The following is a 22,364-nucleotide window of genomic DNA, read 5'->3' on the forward strand; positions in this document are numbered from 1 at the left end:
CGGCCCCGAGGTCATCTCCCCCGCAACTCGACCGCATCTCGTCCGTACCGTTGACGGGGTGTCATGACTCCAACAAGCATGTCCTGCGACCCCTCCCTGGGAGCGCTCCCACACGTACCTCGTGGGAAGCGTCCCGCACCTCCCCGAGGAGCCTGGACGTGAAACGACGCAGAACCGCCTTACTGACCCTCGCGGCCATGCTGGGCGCGGCGCTCACCGCGTTGCCCGTGCAGCAGGCCGGCGCCGACGAGGCCGAGCAGGTCAGGAACGGCGGCTTCGACACGACCGCCGACCCCTGGTGGACCAGCAACGTCACCGCCGGCCTCACCGACGGCCGACTGTGCGCGGACGTGCCGGGCGGCACCGTCGACCGCTGGGACTCCGCCCTCGGCCAGAACGCGATCACCCTGGTGAAGGGCTCGTCGTACCGGTTCTCCTTCAAGGCTTCCGGAGTGCCTCAGGGGCATGTGGTGCGGGCGATCGTCGGCCTCGGGGCGGCTCCTTACGACACCTGGTACGAGGCGAGCCCGGTGCTGGGCGAGTCGGGTGAGGCCGGGGGGTCGTACTCCTACACGTTCACCTCGCCGGTCGACAGCACTGCGGGGCAGGTCGCCTTCCAGGTCGGCGGGAGCGCCGAGCCCTGGCGGTTCTGTCTGGACGACGTGTCGCTGCTGGGCGGGGTGCCGCCGGAGGTGTACGAGCCGGACACCGGGCCGCGGGTGCGCGTCAACCAGGTCGCCTATCTGCCCGCCGGGCCGAAGAACGCCACGCTGGTCACCGACGCCACCGCCAAGCTGCCCTGGCAGTTGAAGAACAGCACCGGGGCGACGGTCGCGCACGGCTGGAGCGTGCCGCGCGGCCTCGACGTCTCCTCCGGGCAGCGCGTCCACTCCATCGACTTCGGCGCGTATCGCAAGCGCGGCACCGGCTTCACGCTGGTCGCCGACGGCGAGACCAGCCGCCCCTTCGACATCGGCGCCGCCGCCTACGACCGGCTGCGCCTGGACGCGGTGAAGTACTACTACACGCAGCGCAGCGGCATCGCGATCCGCGACGACCTGCGCCCCGGCTACGGCAGGGCGGCCGGCCATGTCGGCGTGGCCCCCAACCGGGGCGACTCCGCCGTGCCCTGCCGGCCCGGGGTGTGCGACTACAGCCTCGACGTCACCGGCGGATGGTACGACGCCGGCGACCACGGCAAGTACGTCGTCAACGGCGGCATCGCCACCTGGGAGCTGCTGAGCACCTACGAGCGCTCCCTGCACGCCCGCACCGGCGACCCGGCCGCTCTCGGCGACGGCACGCTTGCCCTCCCGGAGAGCGGCAACCTCGTGCCGGACGTCCTCGACGAGGCGCGCTGGGAGCTGGACTTCCTGCTGAAGATGCAGGTGCCGGACGGGCAGCCGCTCGCCGGCATGGCTCACCACAAGATCCACGACGCGCAGTGGACGGGCCTGCCGCTGCTGCCGGCCGACGACCCGCAGCAGCGCGAACTGCACCCGCCGACCACCACCGCGACCCTCAACCTGGCCGCGACCGCCGCCCAGGCCGCCCGTCTGTACCGCCCCTACGACCCGGCGTTCGCGGCGCGGGCGCTGACGGCCGCGCGCAAGGCCTGGGCGGCGGCCCTCGCGCATCCGGCCGTGTACGCCGACCCGAACGACGGCACCGGCGGCGGCGCGTACAACGACGACGACGCGACCGACGAGTTCTACTGGGCGGCCGCCGAGCTGTATCTCAGCACGGGGGAGAAGCAGTTCGCCGACCACGTCCTGAACTCCCCGGTGCACACGGCCGACCTCTTCGTGCCCAACGGCTTCGACTGGTCCCGTACGGCCGCCGCGGGCCGCCTCGATCTCGCGACCGTCCCGAACAGGCTGCCCGGCCGCGACAAGGTGCGCGCGTCGGTGGTGCGGGGCGCCGACACGTACCTCGCCACGCTGGCGAGCCAGCCGTACGGCATGCCCTACGCCCCCGACGGCAACCGCTACGACTGGGGCTCCAGCCACCAGGTCCTCAACAACGCCGTGGTCATCGCCACCGCCTACGACCTCACCGGGGCCTCGAAGTACCGTGACGCGGCCGTCCAGAGCATGGACTACGTCCTCGGCCGCAACGCGCTCAACATCTCGTACGTCACCGGCTACGGCGAGGTCGACTCCCACAACCAGCACAGCCGTTGGTACGCGCACGAGCTCGACCCGAGCCTCCCGGGCCCGCCCGCCGGGACCCTCGCGGGCGGCCCGAACTCGAGCATCCAGGACCCCTACGCGCAGGGCAAACTCCAGGGCTGCGTGGGGCAGTTCTGCTACATCGACGACATCCAGTCCTGGTCGACGAACGAGACCGCGATCAACTGGAACGCGGCCCTGGCCCGGCTGGCGTCCTTCGTGGCGGACCAGGGGTAGCACCCGCCTCCGGTACCGCGCGGTCATCAGTGTGACCAGGGGATATTTACGGGTAAGTACCCGCGCGGTACCGTGAAGGGCATGCCAGCCCTCAATGTGGAATTCAGCGATCGCGAGCTGGAGGACCTGCGGCAGATCGCCAAGGAACGCGGTACGTCGATGAAGGCACTCGTGCGGGAGGCGGCCGCCGCCGACATCGCGCGGCACCGGGCGCTCCAGGAGGGCGCGGAGGCCTTCCGCAGGTTCTTCGCGTCCCACGCCGACGAGTTCGCGGCGGCCTTCCCCGACGACGAACGCTCCGTCCAGGGCGAGGGGCGGGTCGCCTGACCGATGACCGTCGTCATCCACATCGACGTGCCCTGGCTGCTTCAGCGCCATGAAGAGGTGCTGCCCGAGCAGCCCACCATCAACGACTTCTCGGCGCTGGTCGCCGCCGTCGCCCGGCACCGGGTCGACCCGCCCAAGCTCGGCGTCGACTCCGACCCCGCCTGGCGGGCCGCCGCGCTGCTGCACACGCTCACCCTGCTCAAGCCCCTGCCGTCGGCCAACGCCCGCTTCGCCTGCGCGACGGCGGTGTCGTACATGTACACCAGCGGGGTCGGCATCGACCCGCCGTACGGCGCGCTCGTCGACCTCGCCCGGGACCTGATCGACGGCAAGACCGACGTCTACGGCGCGGCGGACCGGCTGCGGTCCTGGCAGATATAGCCGTATACGGCCGTGGCGGCACCCTGCCGTGTGCGCGTGTTCCTTGCGTGGCGCAAGGGTGTATTTCGACTTTCTTTCGCCAGGGGGCCGCTTCGGCCACCGCCTTGTTGCGCACGACTAAGTTGTGCAATGGTGAACTACTTGTGTGGGGGTCATGGCCGAGTCCCCCGCGTTTCGTCGGCGGAGGCGACTTCGCGCTCCCAGCCGCACCGGACAGGTACGTACCAAAGGAACTCGCCCAGTGCCCAGCGCTCAGCCTCCTCTCCCGTCCTACCCTCCGCCGGGATGGGGCCCCCGAGAATCCGACGAGTCCCTCGCCGCCGGGATACGCGGCGGCGCGGACAGCGAGGTCGCCCAGTCCACCACGCTGCTGATCGCCCGGCACTGGCGGCCGGTGCACGAGTACGCGGTCATCTGCCTCGCCTCCTCCGGAAGCGTCGCGTCCATGCTCACCGCGGCCGCCTTCCACCAGGTTCTCGACCGGCTCAAGCTGGGCGAGCCGGGCACCGCGCTGCGGCCCCGGCTGCTGGTGACCGTGCGGGACATGGCCCACCTCTGGTCCTCCGACGAGGAGTTGTCCGGCGTCCTGCCGGTGCTGCGCAAGCCGGCCGGGGCGCGGGGGATGCGGTCCGCGAAGTCCCTGACGCCGGAGAACCGGGTGCTGGCGGAACGCTCCTTCCAGGGCCTGCCTCCCGTCGCCCACTGCGTCCTGTGGCACGTGGAGGTGGAGGCCGAGCCGATCGACCTCGTCGCCGGGCTGCTCGGCATGCACCCCGACGACGTGTCCGCCGCCCTCGAACAGTCCCGGGACAAGCTCCGCGAGGGCGTCGTCCGCGCCCACCGGGACCTCGCGCCGAACAAGGACTGCGGTTTCTACAACCGGCTCCTCGACGGCCCGATCCGCCGCGGCGGCGAGCTGCTGCCGGACGTGCGCCAGCACCTGGACGCCTGCCGCTACTGCCGCTCCGCCGCCGAACAGCTCGGCCACTTCGAGAGCGGCCTCGGCCTGCTCCTCGCCGAGGCGGTGCTCGGCTGGGGCGCCCGCCGCTACCACGACACCCGCCCCGGCCGCGCCGGTCAGCAGACCGTACGGCTCAAGGGCTCGTCCCGGCACGGCGGTCGCGGCACGCGCGGCAGGCGCGGCAACCTGCTCTCGCGCATCCCCTCGCCCCGGCGTCGTGACTCCGGGTCGCCGCGGTCGCCGCGCGCGCTGTTCGCGGGCGTCGGCCTGGCCTCCGCCAGCCTGCTGACCACCCTGCTCGCGGCCGGCATGTGGTCCGACGACGGCGGCGGCACCGACCCGGCCGCCGCCACCAGCGGCAGCGTCCCCGGCAGCACCGACTCACAGGCGGTCACCGCCTCGCCCACGGCCCCGGGCACCGCCCGACTGCCCAGCACGCCCCAGCAGACCAGACTGCGCAACGCCGCCGCCGACCTGTGCCTGGACATCCGCGGCGAGGTCAGGGCGGGCGCCTCCGTCGAACTCGCGGACTGCTCCGCCGAGAACACCCAGCAGTGGTCGTACGGCAACGACGGGGAGGTGCGCAGCGCGGCCCAGCCCGGTCTGTGCGTGGACTCCCACGCGGACGCCGGCGTCGTCATCCTCGGCACATGCGTGGACGCCGACGACGCCCGCGGCGACGACGTCCGCTACGACCTCACCGCCCAGGGCGAGTTGCTGCCCCGCTGGGACGACACACTCGCCCTCGCACCGGCCGGCGACCAGCCGGGCGACGACGTCGTCGTCAAGGTCCGCGACCACACCCCGACCCAACGCTGGCTGACCGACGCCACCGACGCCACCCCCGGCTCCCTCTCCATCACCGGCACAGACGCACCCCCATCGGCCCGCCCGATCGGCCTCCCGGGCGGAACGGCCTGAGGGACGGACGCTCGGGCGGATGCCGGATGCCGGATGCCGATGCGGGGTGCGGGGTGCCGCATCGGCCGCCAAGTCGCTGGGGGACCTTGTCGGTTGGCCCGGTCGGGGTGACGGGTGAGGCGGAGAGCGGCGGGCGGTGGCCGGGTCGATCGGCCTGCCGGACGGGACGGCCTGACGGGCGGGCGCTCGGGCGGACGCCAGATGCCGGATGCGGGACGCCGGTCGCTGTCGGTGAGTGACCGGGCACCGTACCGGCCGCCAAGTCGCTCGGGGCCCTTGCCGGTTGGCCCGGTCGGGGCAGCGGGCGAGGCGGAGAGCGGCGGTCGCGGCCGGGTCGATCGGCATGCCCGGCGGGACGGCCTGAGGGGCGGACGCGGGATGCGGGGTGCGGGACGCCGGTCGTTGTCGGGGTGTGACTGGGTGCGGCATCGGCCGCCAAGTTGCTGGGGCCCCAGGCCGGTTGGCCCGGTTGGGGCGGCGGGTGAGGTGGAGAGCGGCGGTTGGCGGGTGAATGTCGTCGGGTGTGGGGTATTGGCCGGGGCCGTCTGCGTGGTGCTCGTCGGTAGGGTCCGTCAGGGTTGGTCGGTGTTGTCCTCGGCGAGGTCTGTCGGGGCGATCGTGGTCGGGGCGGTGTGGCCGGAGAGGGCCAGGGTGAGGTCGAACTCGGCCAGGAGGCAGCGGATGACGTGTTCGACGCCGGGTTGCCCGTCCAGGCCGAGTCCGTAGACGTAGGGCCGGCCCAGCAGGACCGCGCGGGCGCCGAGGGCGAGCGCCTTGAAGACGTCGTCGCCGGTGCGCACCCCGCTGTCGAAGAGCACGGTCAGCCGGTCGCCGACGGCCCGCGCCACCCGGGGCAGCGCGTCGGCGGCGGCGACCGAACCGGCCACCTGCCGGCCCCCGTGGTTGGAGACCACCACCCCGTCCATCCCGGCGTCGGCGGCGAGCCGGGCGTCGTCGGGGTGCAGGACGCCCTTGAGGACGATGGGCCCGGCCCACTGCTCCCGCAGGAACGCCAGGTCCGGCCAGGTCTTGCCGGGGTCCGCGAACAGGCTGACGAAGTGCATGACGGCCGCGTTCGGGTCCTCGTGCACCGGCTTGGCCAGGCCCGCCAGGAAGGCCGGGTCGGTGAAGTAGTTGGCGGTGCCGACGCCGTGCAGGAACGGCAGATAGGCCTGGTCGAGATCGCGGGGCCGCCAGGCCAGCAGCGGGGTGTCCAGGGTGACGACGAGCACGGAGTACCCGCTCGCCCGCGCCCGGCCCAGGAGACTCCGGGTCACCTCACGGTCCTTGGACCAGTACAACTGGAACCAGCGCTCGGCGTCGCCCATCGCCTCGGCCACCTGCTCGATCGGCGTGCTGGACGCCGACGACAGGATGAACGGCACCCCTTGCGCGGCCGCGCCCCGGGCCGCCGCGGACTCCGCCTCCGGGTGCATGATCGACAGCACGCCGACCGGCGCCAGGGCCAGCGGCGCGGGCAGCGAGCGGCCCAGCACCTCGACGGACAGATCCCGTTCGTGCACGTCCCGCAGCATGCGCGGCACGATCCGGCGGCGCTCCAGGGCCGCACGGTTCGCCCGCGCCGTACTGCCGTTGCCCGCGCTGCCCGCCACATAACCGACCGGACCCGGCCCGAGCCGCTGCTCGGTGAGCTCCTCCAGCCGGGTCAGGTCGGTGGGTAGCCGGGGGACCGCGCCCGTCATCCCGTTGAGGTAGATCTCGTACTGGAAGTCCGCCCAGTGCTTGGCCATCAGCCGGTGCCGCCTCTCGTCGTCCGGCTGATCATCCTTCCTCCGTCTCCTCCGCGTCCGAGTCGGGGTCCGCGTCGGGGTCCGTGTCCGGGCCCTGGGCCCGCACCCGCTGTACGTGCTCCAGGGAGTCCCGCAGTTCGGTGAGCCAGTCGTCGGTGTGGCGCTGGACCAGGCGGACGCACCAGGCGAGCGCGTCGCTGCGGCTGCGGGCCACGCCCGAGGCGATCAGCGTGTCGAGGACCTCGCGCTCGGGCTGCCGCAGCCGGGTCATGACCGGCGCGGCCACGTGGGTGAACAGCGCGCGCTCCCCGTCGCACACCACACCCCACGACACCTTCCGCCGGAAGCGGTGCTCGGCGTCGCGCGCCACGGCCATCCGGGTCTCACGGGTGCGCTCCCGGAACTCCTGGATCCGGGCGGTGACCGCCGCCTCCCGCTCGGCGGCCGGGGCGTCCTCGGTCAGCCGGGGCGCGGGGATGCGGCCGATCACGGTGATCTCCTCGCGGTCGAGGGTCACCTCGGTCAGCTCCTCGAAGAGGTCGTCGGGCAGTCGGCCCGCGAACCAGCCCCTCAGCTTCTCTCTCTGCTCCGTCGTAATCATGTAATCACCATTACTCCGCTGGTACATGAACACAAGGGGTCGCGGAGGAGTCCGCCGAGAGCGGAACGGTGAACGGGTGAAGGCGGGGTGGGGGCCTGGTGGGGGTGAGGTGAAAGTCGGGTGGGGGTGGGAGCGGAATGTTTCAGGCCTATTAAGGGAGCTATGGAAACCGGTCATCGAACGGGTCGAAGGGATCAAGAAGCGCCTGTATTCGGCGTTGGAACGTTCGAATTCCGTGACTTCACGCCACTGCTTGAATACGAAAGGTTACCGAAACCTGTGGGGTCGATGTGAAATCCGGCGGCGGACTCGGCAGACTCACGCTCGCCGTGTTCGGCACCGACCGAGTCGGACCGGCACCCCCTTATCGAGCGGAAGGATGCACACAATGCGGAACACCGCGCGCTGGGCAGCGACCCTCGGCCTCACGGCCGCCACCGTCTGCGGAACCCTCACCGGGTCCGCGCACGCCGCCCCGACCGCAGCGCCCACCTCCCTCTACGCCCCGTCGGCATTCGTGCTGACGGTGGGCCACGGAGACAGCGCCGCCGCCGGTGACGTGGCCAGGGCCGTCACCCTGAACTGCGCGCCGACCCCCTCAGGCACCCACCCCGCCGCCGCCCTCGCCTGCGCCGAACTGCGCGCCGCCGACGGCGACTTCGACGTCCTGGCGGGCCCGAGCGGCGCCACGTGCACCAAGCAGTACGACCCGGTGGTCGTCACCGTCGACGGTGTATGGCGGGGCAAGCGCGTCTCCTTCGAGCGCGCCTTCGCCAACGAGTGCGTGAGGAGCGCTGCCGCGAGCAGCCTCTTCGCGTTCTGAGACCGGGATCGCGTGGCCCCCGTGGACACCGACAGAGGCTCGTGACGTGGGGAGAGCGAGCCTCTGGCACGGGACCGGCGCGATCCCGCACCCGGAGGCCGGACGGGCGGAGTGGGGCCCCCGGCCGGCCTCCGGGCACACCGTGTTCGTCTTGAGATCGGCGTCGCGGGCCGGTCAGTGTTCCGCGAGGTGGTGGGGGAGCGGCTCCGGGGGCGTGTCCTCGTCGGCGCGCCGGGCGACCTGCGCCCACCAGGACGGGCCGTCCTCCAGGTGCCGCAGCATGATGCCCTCGCGGATCGCCCACGGGCAGAGGGTGACCGTGTCCAGTCCGGTCAGCTTCATCGCCGTGTGCCCGATCACCGCACCGGCCAGGCTCTGCCCGGCGCGCGGCGCGGAGATGCCGGGCAGCCGGGCGCGTTCGGCGGCGGGCAGCGCGGCCAGCGTGTCGACGGCCTCGCGCAGGTCGCGGCGGCGCAGGGTGCGGTCCATGAAGGGGCCGTGCCGGCCGGGCGGCGCCCCGCACAGCCGGCCGAGCTGCTGGAAGGTGCGGGAGGTGGCCACCGCCGTACGCGGGCCCTCCCAGCGGATCCGGGCGGCCACGTCCCTGAGCTGATGGCGGATCCTGCGCCGCGCCGCGCGGACCAGCTCCGGGGGCGGCGGGTCGTGGTCCGCGAAGAAGTCGTGGGTGAGGCGGCCCGCGCCGAGGGGCAGCGAGGCCACGAAGTCCGGCAACCGGCCCCGGCCGAAGGCCACTTCGAAGGAACCGCCCCCGATGTCCAGCAGGGCGAGCGGGCCCGACCGCCAGCCCATCCAGCGGCGGGCCCCGAGGAACGTCAGCTCGGCCTCCACCTCGCCCGGCAGGGTGCACAGCGCGACGCCCGTCCGCGCCCGGACCGCATGCAGCACCTCGCTGCGGTTGGGGGCGGCGCGCACCACGGCGGTCGCGAACGCCGGCGGGCCCGGCGCACCCCACCGGTCCGCGGTCCCGGACGCCGCGGCGACCGCGCGCACGAGCCGTTCCAGGGCCTCGTCCGGGACCGGGTCACCCGGCCTGACCTGCTCGGACAGCCGCAGCCGCCACTTCGCCGTATGCACAGGTAAGGGGACGCCGCCCGCCGCGTCCGCGACCACCAGCCGCACCGTGTTCGAACCCACGTCCAGCACGCTGATTCTCATGGACCGCGGGTACCCAGCCGTAAACATGGGGTACGTCACATGCGGTGGCAAGGCAGGGAGGTCAGGCATGCGCAGGGGAATGTTCGACGTGGCCGGCACGGGGCTGTACCACGAGGTGGGCGGGAGCGGTCCGGCGCTGCTGATGATCAGCGGGGCCGGGGGAGACGCCGGCTACTACACGGCCGTGGCCGAGGAACTCGCCGACGCCTTCACGGTGATCACCTACGACCGGCGCGGCAACTCCCGCAGCGAAGGCCGCGACGGCGGGCCGCCGATACGGCTCGCCGACCAGGCGTCCGACGCCCGCGCCCTGATCGACGGCCTGGCCGGCGGCCGGGCGCTGGTGTTCGGCAACAGCGGGGGCGCGATCATCGGCCTCACGCTCGCCGCCCGGCACCCGGAGGTGGTGGCGGGGCTGATCGCCCATGAACCGCCCGCCGTGAACGTCCTGCCGGACGACGACCCGGCGCGCGGTTTCTTCCCCGAGCTGGCCGCGCTGTACGCGAGCGGCGGCGCTCCCGCGGCCGGGCGCCGGTTCGCCGCGACGACCCGCGGCGAGGGCACCTACCGCTGGCCCGCCGACCTCTGGCAGCGGTTCCTGGCCAACCAGGACCACCTGTTCGGCGCCGAGTGGGCCGCCTTCGCCGCCTTCCGCCCCGACGAGGAGGCGCTGCGGGCGGCCCCGTTCCCCATCCTGCTCGCGGCCGGCGCCGAGGACCGCGGCACGTACTACGCCCGCCCCTCGATCGAGATCGCCCGCCGGATCGGCGTGCCGTGGGCGGAGTTCCCCGGCATCCACATGGAGTTCCTGCGCGCCCCGGCCCGCTTCGCGGCGGCCCTGCGGGTCGCGGCCACCCAGATGCACACCCAGACGCACACCCAGATCCACACCGCTCCGGTCCCGGGCCGGTGGGAGGGCGCCCCCGAGCGGCCGTGAGCCGTGGCCCCCACATCACCGACCCCTACCTCACCGACCCGTACGTGAAAGGACCGATCCGCCATGTCGACCGACCCGACCGGTACGTATCTCGCCCTGGACGACGGCCGTCCCGCCGTCCGCTTCACCCGTGGCTACGGCCGACCGGCCGACCGGGTCTGGCAACTCGTCACCGACCCCGCGGAACTGGTCCACTGGTTCCCGTCCCGCCTGGAGATCGAGCTGCGTCCCGGCGGCACGATCCGGTTCAGCGGTGACCCGAACATGCCGGAGTCGACCGGCCGGGTGCTCGCCGTGACCGCGCCCCGTCATCTGTCCTTCGCGTGGGGCGGCGACGAACTCCGCTTCGATCTGGAAGCGGTCGACGACGACCACACCCGCTTCACCCTGACCGACGTCCTGGAGGCCACCGACACGGCCGCCCGCAACGCCGCAGGCTGGGAGGTGTGCCTCGCCGCCCTCGACACCAGGGCCGGGGAACACGACGGCGCGGGGCCGGGGGACCCCGTCCACTGGGAGACGTACTACCGCGCCTACGTCGAGGCCGGTTTCCCCTCCGGCGCACCCGTCCCCGGCACGACGACCGACCAGGCCTAGGCCAACTGCCGCCGCACCAGCTCGTGGAGCCGGCCGCCCGTGTCCGCGAGGAGCTGGGCGGGCGGTCCCTGCTGGGCGACCTTGCCGTTCTCCATCACGACGACCCGGTCCGCGTCCATCACCGTCGACAGGCGGTGCGCGATGACGACCCGGGTGGCGTTGAGCTTGCGGGTGCTCTCGATGACCGTGCGCTGCGTCTCGTTGTCGAGGGCGCTGGTCGCCTCGTCGAAGAACAGGATGCGCGGCCTGCGGATCAGCGCCTGGGCGATCATCAGCCGCTGGCGCTGGCCGCCCGACACCGACCCGCTGCCCGACACGATCGTGTGCAGCCCCATCGGCATGCGCTTGATGTCCTCCGCGAGCCCCGCAAGCTCGGCGGCGGCCATCGCCTCCTCGGGCGTGTAGGCGCCGGTGCCGCAGATGACGTCGAGGAGGGACCCGGTGAACGGCTGGGCGTGCTGGAGCACCACCCCGCACTGCCGGCGCACCGCCGACTGGTCGAGAGCCGCGAGGTCCTGGCCGTCGTACAGCACACTGCCCGAGACCGGTTTGTCGAAGCCGATCAGGAGCCTCAGGAGCGTCGACTTGCCGCAGCCGCTCGGGCCGACGATCGCCACGAACTCGCCCGGCCGCACCTCGAAGGAGACGTCGTCGAGGACGAGGGGGCCGTCGTCGGAGTAGCGGAAGGAGAGCCGGCGGGCCTCGAGCGCGCCGGTCAGCGGGCCCGGCCGGGTGTTCGCCGTACGGACCTCGGGCATCGTCTCCAGCACCGGCCGGATCTCCTCGAACAGCGGCAGCGCGGCCACCGCCGACACGAACGCCCCGGTCAGCGAGGTGACGGCGGTGAGCAGCATCGTCACCGACGTGTTGAAGGTGAGGAAGTCCGCCGCCGACAGCGCGCCCCGGGCCGGACCGGCCAGCAGCATGAACATCAGCAGCGAGCACAGCGGCAGGTACACCGAGCCCAGCACCGTGCTGAGGTTCTTGATCCGGCCCAGGCGCTGCTGAAGCTCCCGGCTGCGCGCGAACTGCGCCGCCCAGGCCGCGTACGCGTAGTTCTCGGCCGCCGCCACCCGCAGCTTCGGCAGCCCGCGCAGCGTTTGGAACGCCTGGTTGTTGAGCTTGTTGGAGAGCACGATCAGCCGCCGCTGCCAGCGCACCTGCCACAGTCCGAGCGCCAGGAACACCGACGCGATGACGACCAGCATGCCGATCGCCGCCAGCGCCATCGGCACGCTGTACCAGAGCAGCAGTCCCAGATTCATCGCGCCGACGGTGACGGACTGCACGACCGACGGGCCGAGCCCCGCCAGCAGCCGGCGGATCGCGCTGATGCCCATCGCGGCACTCGCCAGCTCGCCCGTGGAACGCTCCGCGAAGAACTTCGTCGGCAGACGCAAAAGCCGGTCCCAGACGGCCGGTTGGAGCGTCGCCTCGATCCGGCCCTCCAGCCGCAGGATGGTCATGTTCTGCAGCAGCATGAACGCCGCCGCGACCACGCCGGCCACCATCACGGCCAGACACATCTGCGTGATCAGCCCCTGCTGCGCCTTCGGCACGAACTCGCCGAGCACCTTGCCGGTCGCGATCGGCACCAACGCCCCGATCGCCACCGTCACCAGCCCGCTGAGCAACAGGTTCGACAGGTCGCCGCCGGTGCCGCGCATACTGAACCGCAGCAGGCCGAGCGGGCTCAACTTCCGTTCCGGCAGCGGGCGGTAGAACATCACGGCCCGCGGTTCGAACTCCTCCGCGTTGGCCTTCTCGACCGGCGTCTCCCGCCCGGTCCCGGGATGGACGCAGACGTAACCGCCGCGCCGCCACAGCAGCGCGACCGGCGCCCCGGACAGCGCCCGGTGGCCGACCAGCGGGCCCACGTCGTCCCGCCACCAGCGGCCGTCCAGGCGGACGGCCCGGGCGCGCACCCGGGAGGCGAGGGCGACCCGCTCGAGCGGGTCCAGCCGCTCGCTGTCGGCGCCCATCTGCGCGGGCTCGGCGAGGGTGATCCCGGCGGCCTGGGCGACCAGCTTGCAGGCGGCGAAGGTGGCGTCGGCGTCGGCGGACGTCGTGCGCTGCCCCGACTTCTTGCCGATCGACGCCAGCAGCGTCCGGTCGGCCTGGACGCGGACCGCCTCACCCGCCTTGATCCCGGCGGCGGTGCGCGTCTCATGGGTGGCTTCGAGCTGCTCGATCCAGCGGTCCAGCGTGGTCAGCAGCCGGTACTGCTGGTCGACCATGCTCTGCCACACCGCCGGGTCCATCAGCAGGTCGGCCGCCGCCTCCGCGCCGTACAGCGAGCCGTACTGCACACTGCCCGGCGGCACCTGCATCCAGAACACGTCGTCGTCGGTGACCTCCGCCGCCCGCTCGGTGGCCATCGGCGCCTGGAAGAGGATGGAAAGACCGCGGCCGACGCCGAGGGCGAGCGCGTACTCCAGGGGGCTTGAAGTCGGCGGCACATACTGGGGGTTGCCGTACTCGTCGTAGGACCAGGTCTGGGTGTTCGCGGGCTGGTGCAGTTCGCGCAGCCCGATGCGGTGCACCACGCAGTCGCGCAACGGGCGGGCCACCAAGGTGTGTTGGGGTCCGGAGACCGGGCCGAGCAGCAGCGCGCCCGCCTCCAGGCGGCCCAAGTGATGCCAGTGGCCCTGCTGTTCGGCGTCCACCGCGAACAGGTCGAGCGCGCCCGCCGCGACCAGCCACAGCACCTGCGGCCCTTCCAGGTCGAGGCGACTGAAGCCCGCGCAGTCGATCCGCGAGCCCGACTGCCCCAGCGCGGCGAGGACGACGTCGCCCTCGGGTACGACCGTCATCTCAACGCTCCCTGACCAGCGCCGCGTACGAGCCGCCGCGCGCCACCAACTCCTCGTGCCGCCCGCGCTCCACGACCGTGCCGTGCTGGAGCACGACGATCTCGTCGCTGTCGCGCACCGTGCTCAGCCGGTGCGCGATCACCACGCACGCGCAGCCGCGCCGACGCAGGCTGTCCATCACCAACTGCTCGGTCTCCGCGTCCAGCGCGCTGGTCACCTCGTCGAGCACCAGGATGCTCGGCCGACGCACCAACGCCCGCGCGATCTCCAGGCGTTGACGCTGCCCGCCGGAGAAGTTGCGGCCGTCCTGCTCGACCCTGCTGTGGATGCCGCCGGGCCGGCGCACGACGACGTCGTACAGCGCCGCGTCCCGCAGCGCGTCGACGACGGCGTCGTCCGGGATCGACGGGTCCCACAGCGCGACGTTGTCGCGCACCGAGCCCTCGAACAGGAACACCTCCTGGTCGACGAAGGACACCGAGGACGCCAGCGCCCCGCGCGGAATGTCCTCCAGGCGCTGCCCGTCGATCCGGATCGTGCCCTCCCAGGGCGTGTACAGGCCCGAGATCAGCCGGGACACCGTCGATTTGCCGCTGCCCGAACCGCCGACCAGCGCCACCTGCCGCCCCGGGCCGACGGTCAGGTCGAAACCGGTCAACAGTGGCTTGTCCAGCGGGCTGTAGCCGAAGGTGATGTTCTCCAGCTCGACATGACCCTGAAGCCGGCGCGTGGAGTCGTCGCCGGAGCGGCGGTCGTAGAGCGGATCGGCGCGGAAGTTCTCCACGTCCTTCAGCCGGGCCACGTCCGCCGCGAAGTCCTGGATCCGCCCCGCCACGCCGTTCAGCCGGGTCAGCGGGGCTGTGAACCGGGTGACCAGCGCCTGGAAGGCGACCAGCAGGCCCACCGAGATATGGCCCTCGATCGCCCGCATGCCGCCGATCCACAGGATGAGCGCGCTGTTGAGCGAGGCGAGCGTCGGCGCGACCACCCCCAGCCAGGCGCTCGGCACCCCCAGCCGCTGCTGCTCCTCCAGCGTGGTGGCGTGCTGCCCCGCCCACTTGCGGAAGTAGCCGTCCTCGCCGCCGGTCGCCTTCATCGTCTCGATCAACTGCAGCCCGGTGTAAGCCGTGTTGGTCAGCCGCGCGCTGTCCGCGCGCAGCTTCGCCGTCCGGGTCGCCCGCATCCGGATGACGATCCGCATCGCGACGATGTTCAGCAGCGCCACCCCGATACCGACATACGTCAACTGCGGGTCGTACGTGTAGAGGAGGACCGCGTACAGGACGACGACGATCGCGTCCACGCCCGCCGACGCGAGGTCACGGGCGAGGGTCTCGGCGACCGCGTCGTTGGACTGGAGGCGCTGGACGAGGTCGGCCGGGCTGCGCTGCGAGAAGAAGGTCACCGGCAGCCGCAGCAGATGGCGCAGGAAACGGGCGCTGGAGAGCGTCGAGGAGATGATCCGGCCGTGGTGCAGGTTGGCCTGCTGGAGCCAGGTGAGCGCGACCGTGAGCGCCACACACGTGCCCATCGACGCGAACAGCACGGCCAGCAAGGACGTCTGACCCCCGATCAGGAACATGTCGATGTAGGTCCGGCTGAGCGCGGGCACCGCCGCGCCCACCAGTACCAGCAGCAGACTCGCCAGCACCGCCGCCAGCATGGTGCCCGCGGTGCCGCGCAGCCGGGCCGGCATCGCGCCCAGCACCCCCGGCTTGCGCCCGCCCCGCTCGAAGTCCTCGCCCGGCTCCAGCACCAGCACGACACCGGTGAAGCTGCCGTCGAAGTCCTCCGTCGGCACGAACCGCCGCCCCTTGCCGGGGTCGTTGATGAACACGCCCCGGCGGCCGAAGCGCCGGCCCAGCCCCTCGTAGACGACGTAGTGGTTGAACTCCCAGAACAGGATCGCGGGCGACTTCACCTGGGCGAGGGCCGCCAGGTCCATCTGCATGCCCTTGGCCGTGAGGCCGTAACTGCGGGCCGCCTTCAGGAGGTTGCTGGCGCGCGAGCCGTCGCGGGAGACACCGCACGCGATGCGCAGCTCCTCCAGCGGGATGTGCCGGCCGTAGTGGCCGAGGACCATCGCGAGCGAGGCGGCCCCGCACTCCACGGCCTCCATCTGGAGGACGGTGGGCGTGCGCACGGTCTTCACCCGGCTCTTGGGGAGCGTGCGCCGCGGCGGCGGGGCGGCCCGCCGCCGGCTGCGGGTCTCCTCGGCGGCGCTCACGGGAGCAGCCAGTCGACGGGACGCTGGTCGGCCAGCCGGATCGAACCCGTGGCCATGGTCATGGAGGTCAGCGCGTACGGCGGCCCCTCGGCGGACGACCACCGGTAGCCGCTCTTCGTCGCCGAGGACGTGCCGAGCCGGACCAGGACCGCCACCGGGCGGCCCTCCTTCGTGAACTGCTCGCCCAACTGGCTGTCCCCGAGGAACGCGGCGATCTGCTGCGCCGACTGGGCCGTACGGTCCACCGACTTCACCTTGCCGCGCAGCACGCCGTACTGCTGGGACGGCACGGTCTGCACGGTCAGGTCGACGGCGGCGCCGGCCGCGATGGAGCCCGCGTTCTGCGCCGGGACGTACACCGTGGCGTACAGCGGGTCGTCGGGGCTGGCGACCTTCTCCACGGCGGCGACGTTCGCGCCGGTGGCGATGATCTGCCCGATGGTGGCGGCGAGCGCGGTGATGCGGCCCGCGGCGACCGTGCGCACCACGGCGTCGCCCCCGGCCGTGCGCACCTTCAGCACCGGGGAGTCGGCCGGCAGCCGCTGGCCCTCCTTCGCGAGGACCGCGGTGACCTGGCCCGCTGCGGGGCTCTGGAGGATGTAGCTGCCCTCGCCGTGGGTGAGGACGGCGGGCGCGTTCACCGTGGACGTGACCGAGCCGGTCACCGCCCACACGGACGCCGCCGCCATGACGACCACGGTCACGGACAGCACCAGCCAGCCCTGCGGGCGCGCGAAACGCACCGGCAGGTCGAGTTCCTCCGGTGACTGGAGCTTGGCGAGGGCCTGTTGGCGGAACTGCACGGGACTTCCCTCGGGAGGTTCAGGGTGCCGAAGAGCCCCGGAGCCGGGTGCCGGCTCCGGGACTCATCGGTGTCACAAGGGCGCGATCAGAGACCGGCGACCAGGTTGGTGACCGGGGCGGTGCTGAGGCCGGTGACGCCCTCGACCGTACCGACGACCGTGTTGACCAGGCCGGAGACCGGGGCGATGCCGTCCACGACACCGGTGACGGTGTTGAGGGCGTTCAGGGACAGACCGCCGGAGACGTTGTCCAGCTCGGCGTCGGAGATCTCGACGGTCTCAACCTGGGGGGTGGAGTTCATGGAGGAACTTCCCTTCACATGGATATCTCAATAAGGGGGGGAGCGGCCCCCTCTGGGGACAGATGACGGCCGCGGCCGCCGGTGCCGAACTCCCGTTTCCGGAAGCGGTTCGGCCCCTGCGATGCGTTGGATCAAAGCAGGTATGCGGTCGGCGCAGCCACTCAATCCCCGGTCCCACCTGGGAAGTTGCGTCACGGGAACGTCAAACGGTGCTGGCTCGCCCACGCCTTGTCGGCGACTCCTTCACACCTCGGCCGGGATTCGCTCGGATGAGCGTCCTGCGCCCTCGCGGCGAATCCGACACTCCTGCCCCAACGGCACCGCCGACGCCCCCGAGTTGTGCAGAAACCTCGCGCACGGTGACCTGCTCGGGCATGCGGTGTGCAGATTCCCTGAAGCCGGGATTCCGGCCCCCGATCTCAACGCATCGTCGCCGACCGGCTACGAACGGTGCCAATTGGGGATCGTCCGGCCGGGTGTCGTCGTCGGTACCGATCGGATCGATGGGATCGCGGGGATCGATCGGATGGATCTGATGGGGATCGGATCGATGGGATCAGGACAACCGAACCGGCCATCGAACGCCGGAACCAAGTCGACCGCCGTGCCGTCCGCGTCGGTTCGCGGGCCCCGGGTGGTCGACAGGGCGCACGTGGCGGCGGTCTCCGGGGCCGTCGTCACCGCCCGCCCCGGGAGCCCCTCGCCCTCCCGTGTCGACCCCTGTGACCAGCGGGCACGCGGAATCGTGCGGTCCGCGTCGGGGTCTCGGCGGACAGGTGCGGAGTGGGCGCGCGGGGGGGGGGGGGGGGGGGGGGGGGGGGGGGGGGGGGGGGGGGGGGGGGGGGGGGGGGGGGGCGAAGTCGCCGGAAGGGATCTTGTCGGCTTCGGCGGTCGTCATCGGCATATGGGCGATTGCTTCCGAGCGCCGAAGCCGTGGCCAGGTCATGGCCGATTCAGGGTTTAGCAAAGGAAGTTGGCAAACGCGATTGAACACATCCCGAGACCCCTGCGTACTCATGGCCAACCAGGCGCCGCTGTACGGAGCTGCCGAACCCCGGCAGCCAGACCCCGTCCCCCAGGAGGTCGAGTTTTTTGAGTCACAAGCGAGTTACGAAGCGTAAGGCCATCATCGCGGCTGGCGGTGTGGCCGCGCTCGGAGCGGCGGCCATCCTGCTTCCTCAGGCGAACGCCTCCCAGGACGGCGGCTCCAACAACGCCGCAACGGTGAAGACCCTGAAGTCGGGCGACGCCTCGGACCTCGCCTCCCAGCTCGCCGAGCTGCTCGGTGACGCCTTCGCCGGCTCGTACTACGACTCCGACGACAAGCAGTTGGTCGTCAACGTCGTGAACGTCTCCGGCGACGACAACAACGTCATCGTGCAGGCGCAGAAGGCGGGCGCGAAGGTCCGCGAGGTCCAGAACAGCAAGGCCGAGCTCGAGGCCGCGGCCAAGACGCTGAAGACCAAGGCGACCATCCCGGGCACTTCCTGGGCCGTCGACCCCAAGACGAACAAGATCCTCGTGACCGCCGACGCCACGGTCACCGGCTCCAAGTGGGACCAGATCGACTCGACGGTCAAGACCCTCGGCTCGGGCATGGCCACCATCAAGAAGTCGGCCGGCACCCTCAAGCCCCTCGTCTCCGGCGGCGACGCGATATTCGGCGGCGACGCGCGCTGCTCCCTCGGCTTCAACGTGACCGCCGGTGACGGCTCCCCGGCCTTCCTGACGGCCGGTCACTGCGGGGTCGCGGCCAAGCAGTGGTCCGACTCCGAGACCGGCCAGCCCATCGCCACGGTCGACCAGGCGACGTTCCCGGGTGACGGCGACTTCGCGCTTGTGAAGTACGACGACCCGAACACGCAGGCGCCGAGCGAGGTCAACACCGGCCAGCAGACCGTTGCGATCTCCCAGGCCGCCGATGCGACGGTCGGCACGCAGGTCTTCCGGATGGGCAGCACCACCGGTCTCAACGACGGTCAGGTCCTCGCCCTCGACGCCACCGTGAACTACCCCGAGGGCACGGTCACGGGCCTCATCCAGACCGATGTCTGCGCCGAGCCCGGCGACAGCGGCGGCTCGCTCTTCACCCAGGACGGCCAGGCGGTCGGCCTGACCTCGGGCGGCTCCGGCGACTGCACCGTCGGCGGCGAGACCTTCTTCCAGCCGGTGACCACCGCGCTGGCGGCGGTCGGCGCGACCCTCGGCGACGGCGGCGGCATCGGTGCCGGTGACGCGGTCGGCGGCGACCAGGCGGCCAACGGCGGCCAGGCGGCCAACGGCGGCCAGGACCAGGCCGGCAACGGTGGCGAGGAGCAGGCTGCCAACGCGGGCCAGGGCGAGGCTGCCAACGGTGGCCAGGACCAGAACGGTGGCGAGGAGCAGGCCGCCAACGCCGGCCAGGGCGAGGCCGTGAACGGCGGTCAGGCGCAGAACCAGGGCCAGGAGCAGGGTCAGGAGCAGAACCAGGGTCAGGAGCAGAACCAGGGCCAGGAGCAGAACCAGAACGGCAACGGCCTGGAAGACGGCTCGGGCCTGACCGAGTCGCACTGACACCGCACCGCACCGGCCGAGTCGGTCACCGCACCGATCCACACCGCGGTGACTGACTGACAGCCGACAACGCAGTACATGAACACATGAACACATGAACGGTCCGATCCTCCGGCGGGGGTCGGACCGTTCACGTGTCCGGCGAGGGCGGCACCGGGTCAGCCGTGGCCGCCGTCCGGAGCCGTCCCCGCCCGCAGCAACAGCAGCGCCACGTCGTCGATGCGCTCCTCCGCCGTCGCGTAGTGCCCCACCAACTCGTCGGCCAGCTCCTCCAGCGGCCGGTCGCCGGCCTCGCCGAGCCGCCGTCCCAGGTCGGCGATCGCGTCCTCGATGTCCACTCCCGGCGTCTCGATCAGCCCGTCCGTGTAGAGGGCGAGGACACAGCCGGGGGTGAGTTCGACCTCCGTCGTCGGATACGTCGCCGAGGCGTCGATGCCCAGCAGCGGGCCGCCCGCGAGGTCCAGGACGCGCACCCGGCCGTCCGCCCGGCGCAGCAGCGGCGGGGGATGCCCGGCCCGGGCCATCACCGCCCGCCCGTGGACCGGGTCCAGCCGCAGGTACAGACAACTGGCGAACAGTTCGGAGCCGAGGTCGATCAGCAGCCGGTTGGTGCTGCGCATGACCTCCGCGGGCTCCTGCCCGACCGTCGTGTAGGCGCGCACGGCGGTGCGGATCTGCCCCATCAGTCCGGCCGCGGTCACGTTGTGCCCCTGCACGTCCCCGATCACGGCCGCGGCGAGCGGCGGCGAGGGCACCAGGTCGTAGAAGTCCCCGCCGATCTCCATGCCCCGGGTGGCGGGCAGATAGCGGGCGGTCGCCTCGATGCCGGGCAGCGACGGCAGCGACGGCGGCAGCAGCGCCGCCTGGAGCCCGTGCGCCAACTGGTGTTTGACGTCGTACAGCAGGGCCCGGTCCAGGGCCTGTGCGATCAGCCCGGCCAGGCTGGTCAGCACCGCGCGCTCGTGCGTGGAGAAGCGGTGGGGCGCGGAGTAGGCCAGCACACACGCGCCCACCGGGCGGCCGGAGGCGATCAGCGGCAGGAACGCCCAGGCGGCGAAGCCGTCCGGGGTGGACCGCAGGGCCGGATAGAGGTGCTCCAACTGCTGCCGGGAGTCGAAGAACGCCGGGACGCCGTGCGCCACGGCCCGCGCGCCCGGTGTCGGGGCGGACAGCGGCATCCCGTCGAACCGCTCCGCGGTGTGCGGGTCGGGATACCCGTGCTGTCCGAGCACGTGCAGCCGGCCGGCCTGCGCGCCGAGCAGCATCAGGGCCTCACTGCCCACCGCCGGCGCGATCTCTTCCGCGACCAGCCCCACCACGTCGTGCACGCTCACCGTCTCGGTGAGCGCCCCGGCCAGACTCAGCGCCTGCGACATGGACACGAGCCGGGTCGGCGCGTCCCCGGCCCGGGCCTCGGACGGGCTCATCTCCGACACCGCACGGGCCCGGCTGATCCGCACGGTGAGGCCCGTGGTGCTCGGGTACAGCCGGAACGACAGCCACTCGGCGGGCGGGCGCAGCGCCACGAACGAGGTGGCGTGCTGACTGATCAGCGCGGCCCGGTAGCGCTCCTCGTAGACGGGGTCGTTCAGCCACGGCACGGCCGCCCACAGTTGCGAGCCGAGCAGCGTCCGCACCGGGACGTCGAGCAGCTCGGACGCGGCGGCGTTGGCGAAGCCGACCCGCCCGCTGAGGTCCAGCGAGCACAGCCCGTACGGCAGCCGGGCCACCATCCGGGCCGCTTCCAGCGTGCCGAGCGTGTCGGAGACACCGCCCAGCGGGCCCGTGTCCAGCAGATCGGACTCGGCCCGCACCGAACGGTTCTGCGCCGCGGCCCGCTCCAGCCGCAGCGCGAGCCGGTCGCAGGCCGTCGTCAGCTCCCGGCGCTCCCGGTCGGACAGCTCCGGCGGGTGCGAGCCGGGCCAGGTGACGTAGACCGCGCCGTACACCCGGGACGCGGTCGCCACCGGCAGCGCTGCCAGCGCGAAGGGGTACGGCAGGACGACCGCGATCCGCGGATAGTGCAGGGCCATGTCCTCCTCGCCGCCCACCCACACCAGCCGCCGCTCACGCACCGCCTCGGCGACCGGAATCGGCGCGTTCAGCCCGACCCGCTCCCACGGCGCCGCGAACGACCGGGGCAGCCCGGCCACCACCGCCATCTCCAACACCGCCCCACCACCCGGAAGCAGATAAACACCCCCGGAATGCGCCTCGACGGCATCCATCATCGACGTCAACGCCAGCGAGAGCAGTGGCCGATCAACCGGTGCGCCTGCGGCCGCCGGTGCGCCTACGGACGCCGGGGCCTGCTCGGACGTCGGTGCCCCTACGGGTGTCGGGGGCTGCTCGGTCGTCGGGGCTTGTTCGGCGGGCTGGGCTTGTTCGGGGGGCTGGGTCTGTCCGGCGGCTGGCGAGCGTCCGGCCGACGGGGCTTTCCCGGCCGTCGGCGCTTGCCCGACCGCCTGGGACTGTCCGGCGGCCTGGGCCTGCCCGGACGTCTGCTCGGGCACGGCGACCACCTCCCAAGGGCGGGTCTACGGGTCACCCCGGGACGCGGGGTTCACCGGCTCGGACTCACCTGTACGTACCGGACGCCACGGCTCCGGGCCGGGTCCGGCGGAACCAAATCTGCCCTCTGGCGGCGCGACGCGCACGGCGAGCGGTGGGTTCGCCCGAGAGCCGCCGTGTACCCCGGTGGGTCATCCGCCATGCCCCCGCCCCGCCCCCTCCGCCGAAGCGCGCGACGGCGTACGAGCGCCCCGCGTGCGCCCCCGCGCCCC

General features: G+C 72.4%; 16 protein-coding genes. 8 read left to right on the forward strand and 8 right to left on the reverse strand.

Translation table 11 applies throughout. The features are described from left to right. The first annotated feature begins 158 nt into the window (after positions 1 to 158). The 4 genes from BMZ82_RS01895 (at position 159) to BMZ82_RS01910 (ending at position 4,998) form a co-directional block, all read left to right on the forward strand. Positions 159 to 2,408, forward strand: a complete 2,250-nt coding sequence (locus BMZ82_RS01895) for a glycoside hydrolase family 9 protein (RefSeq protein WP_093770865.1) — start codon at positions 159 to 161, stop codon at positions 2,406 to 2,408. 81 nt (positions 2,409 to 2,489) lie between these two features. Beyond that, on the forward strand, positions 2,490 to 2,735 hold the full coding sequence (locus tag BMZ82_RS01900) for a hypothetical protein (RefSeq protein ID WP_093770867.1): 246 nt from the start codon (positions 2,490 to 2,492) through the stop codon (positions 2,733 to 2,735). A 3-nt stretch (positions 2,736 to 2,738) separates the two neighbouring features. Continuing rightward, on the forward strand, positions 2,739 to 3,116 hold the full coding sequence (locus BMZ82_RS01905; protein WP_093770869.1) for a toxin Doc: 378 nt from the start codon (positions 2,739 to 2,741) through the stop codon (positions 3,114 to 3,116). A gap of 241 nt (positions 3,117 to 3,357) precedes the next feature. Further along, positions 3,358 to 4,998 carry an RICIN domain-containing protein gene (locus tag BMZ82_RS01910; protein ID WP_093770871.1) on the forward strand — a complete coding sequence of 547 codons (1,641 nt, stop codon included), beginning with the start codon at positions 3,358 to 3,360 and terminating at the stop codon, positions 4,996 to 4,998. 572 nt (positions 4,999 to 5,570) lie between these two features. Here BMZ82_RS01910 and BMZ82_RS01915 read toward each other — a convergent pair. Next, positions 5,571 to 6,749 (reverse strand): lactate 2-monooxygenase, encoded by a 1,179-nt coding sequence (locus tag BMZ82_RS01915; RefSeq protein WP_093770873.1) that lies wholly within the window; start codon positions 6,747 to 6,749, stop codon positions 5,571 to 5,573. Between the two features lie 31 nt (positions 6,750 to 6,780). Continuing rightward, entirely contained in the window at positions 6,781 to 7,350 is a 570-nt protein-coding gene (locus tag BMZ82_RS01920; RefSeq protein WP_093770875.1) for a hypothetical protein, read from the reverse strand. 388 nt (positions 7,351 to 7,738) lie between these two features. On the opposite strand from BMZ82_RS01920, the gene BMZ82_RS01925 reads away from it, so the two are divergent. After that, a complete protein-coding gene (locus BMZ82_RS01925) occupies positions 7,739 to 8,173 on the forward strand; it encodes a subtilase-type protease inhibitor (protein WP_093770877.1) in 435 nt (144 codons plus the stop codon). 174 nt (positions 8,174 to 8,347) lie between these two features. Here the strand turns inward: BMZ82_RS01925 and BMZ82_RS01930 are convergent, their stop codons facing one another. After that, entirely contained in the window at positions 8,348 to 9,349 is a 1,002-nt protein-coding gene (locus BMZ82_RS01930) for a Ppx/GppA family phosphatase (RefSeq protein ID WP_093770879.1), read from the reverse strand. A gap of 67 nt (positions 9,350 to 9,416) precedes the next feature. Between BMZ82_RS01930 and BMZ82_RS01935 the strand changes: the two genes are divergently transcribed. Next, positions 9,417 to 10,286, forward strand: coding sequence for an alpha/beta fold hydrolase (locus BMZ82_RS01935; RefSeq protein WP_093770881.1), 870 nt, complete (start codon positions 9,417 to 9,419; stop codon positions 10,284 to 10,286). Positions 10,287 to 10,349: 63 nt separating this feature from the next. Continuing rightward, positions 10,350 to 10,883: an SRPBCC domain-containing protein gene (locus BMZ82_RS01940; protein ID WP_093770883.1), complete on the forward strand. Its 534-nt coding sequence runs from the start codon at positions 10,350 to 10,352 to the stop codon at positions 10,881 to 10,883. Here the strand turns inward: BMZ82_RS01940 and BMZ82_RS01945 are convergent. The 4 genes from BMZ82_RS01945 to BMZ82_RS01960 all read right to left on the reverse strand — a co-directional run bounded on the left by BMZ82_RS01945 (position 10,880) and on the right by BMZ82_RS01960 (position 17,028). Continuing rightward, complete coding sequence (locus BMZ82_RS01945) at positions 10,880 to 13,696, reverse strand: NHLP bacteriocin export ABC transporter permease/ATPase subunit (RefSeq protein ID WP_093770885.1); 2,817 nt, start codon at positions 13,694 to 13,696, stop codon at positions 10,880 to 10,882. The genes BMZ82_RS01940 and BMZ82_RS01945 overlap by 4 nt on opposite strands. A gap of 1 nt (position 13,697) precedes the next feature. Then, positions 13,698 to 15,923 carry an NHLP family bacteriocin export ABC transporter peptidase/permease/ATPase subunit gene (locus tag BMZ82_RS01950; RefSeq protein WP_093770887.1) on the reverse strand — a complete coding sequence of 742 codons (2,226 nt, stop codon included), beginning with the start codon at positions 15,921 to 15,923 and terminating at the stop codon, positions 13,698 to 13,700. After that, positions 15,920 to 16,726 (reverse strand): HlyD family efflux transporter periplasmic adaptor subunit, encoded by an 807-nt coding sequence (locus BMZ82_RS01955; RefSeq protein WP_093770889.1) that lies wholly within the window; start codon positions 16,724 to 16,726, stop codon positions 15,920 to 15,922. The genes BMZ82_RS01950 and BMZ82_RS01955 overlap by 4 nt, the downstream gene beginning before the upstream one ends. An 86-nt stretch (positions 16,727 to 16,812) precedes the next feature. Next, complete coding sequence (locus BMZ82_RS01960; RefSeq protein ID WP_093770891.1) at positions 16,813 to 17,028, reverse strand: type A2 lantipeptide; 216 nt, start codon at positions 17,026 to 17,028, stop codon at positions 16,813 to 16,815. A gap of 1,092 nt (positions 17,029 to 18,120) precedes the next feature. Between BMZ82_RS01960 and BMZ82_RS01970 the strand changes: the two genes are divergently transcribed. Then, positions 18,121 to 19,581, forward strand: a complete 1,461-nt coding sequence (locus BMZ82_RS01970) for a S1 family peptidase (protein WP_093770895.1) — start codon at positions 18,121 to 18,123, stop codon at positions 19,579 to 19,581. 158 nt (positions 19,582 to 19,739) lie between these two features. On the opposite strand, the gene BMZ82_RS01975 is transcribed toward BMZ82_RS01970, so the two are convergent. Then, entirely contained in the window at positions 19,740 to 21,836 is a 2,097-nt protein-coding gene (locus BMZ82_RS01975; RefSeq protein ID WP_256251719.1) for a SpoIIE family protein phosphatase, read from the reverse strand. Positions 21,837 to 22,364 lie beyond the last annotated feature (528 nt).

The sequence above is a fragment of the Streptomyces sp. yr375 genome, from assembly GCF_900110755.1.
Classification (GTDB): Bacteria; Actinomycetota; Actinomycetes; order Streptomycetales; family Streptomycetaceae; genus Streptomyces.

Excerpts from the sequence above, each read along its gene's own strand:
- BMZ82_RS01925 (WP_093770877.1), top strand. The coding sequence starts at position 7,739 with ATGCGGAACACCGCGCGCTGGGCAGCGACCCTCGGCCTCACGGCCGCC.
- BMZ82_RS01960 (WP_093770891.1), bottom strand. The coding sequence starts at position 17,028 with ATGAACTCCACCCCCCAGGTTGAGACCGTCGAGATCTCCGACGCCGAG.
- BMZ82_RS01930 (WP_093770879.1), bottom strand. The coding sequence starts at position 9,349 with ATGAGAATCAGCGTGCTGGACGTGGGTTCGAACACGGTGCGGCTGGTG.
- BMZ82_RS01920 (WP_093770875.1), bottom strand. The coding sequence starts at position 7,350 with ATGATTACGACGGAGCAGAGAGAGAAGCTGAGGGGCTGGTTCGCGGGC.
- BMZ82_RS01900 (WP_093770867.1), top strand. The coding sequence starts at position 2,490 with ATGCCAGCCCTCAATGTGGAATTCAGCGATCGCGAGCTGGAGGACCTG.
- BMZ82_RS01905 (WP_093770869.1), top strand. The coding sequence starts at position 2,739 with ATGACCGTCGTCATCCACATCGACGTGCCCTGGCTGCTTCAGCGCCAT.
- BMZ82_RS01945 (WP_093770885.1), bottom strand. The coding sequence starts at position 13,696 with ATGACGGTCGTACCCGAGGGCGACGTCGTCCTCGCCGCGCTGGGGCAG.
- BMZ82_RS01940 (WP_093770883.1), top strand. The coding sequence starts at position 10,350 with ATGTCGACCGACCCGACCGGTACGTATCTCGCCCTGGACGACGGCCGT.
- BMZ82_RS01935 (WP_093770881.1), top strand. The coding sequence starts at position 9,417 with ATGCGCAGGGGAATGTTCGACGTGGCCGGCACGGGGCTGTACCACGAG.
- BMZ82_RS01915 (WP_093770873.1), bottom strand. The coding sequence starts at position 6,749 with ATGGCCAAGCACTGGGCGGACTTCCAGTACGAGATCTACCTCAACGGG.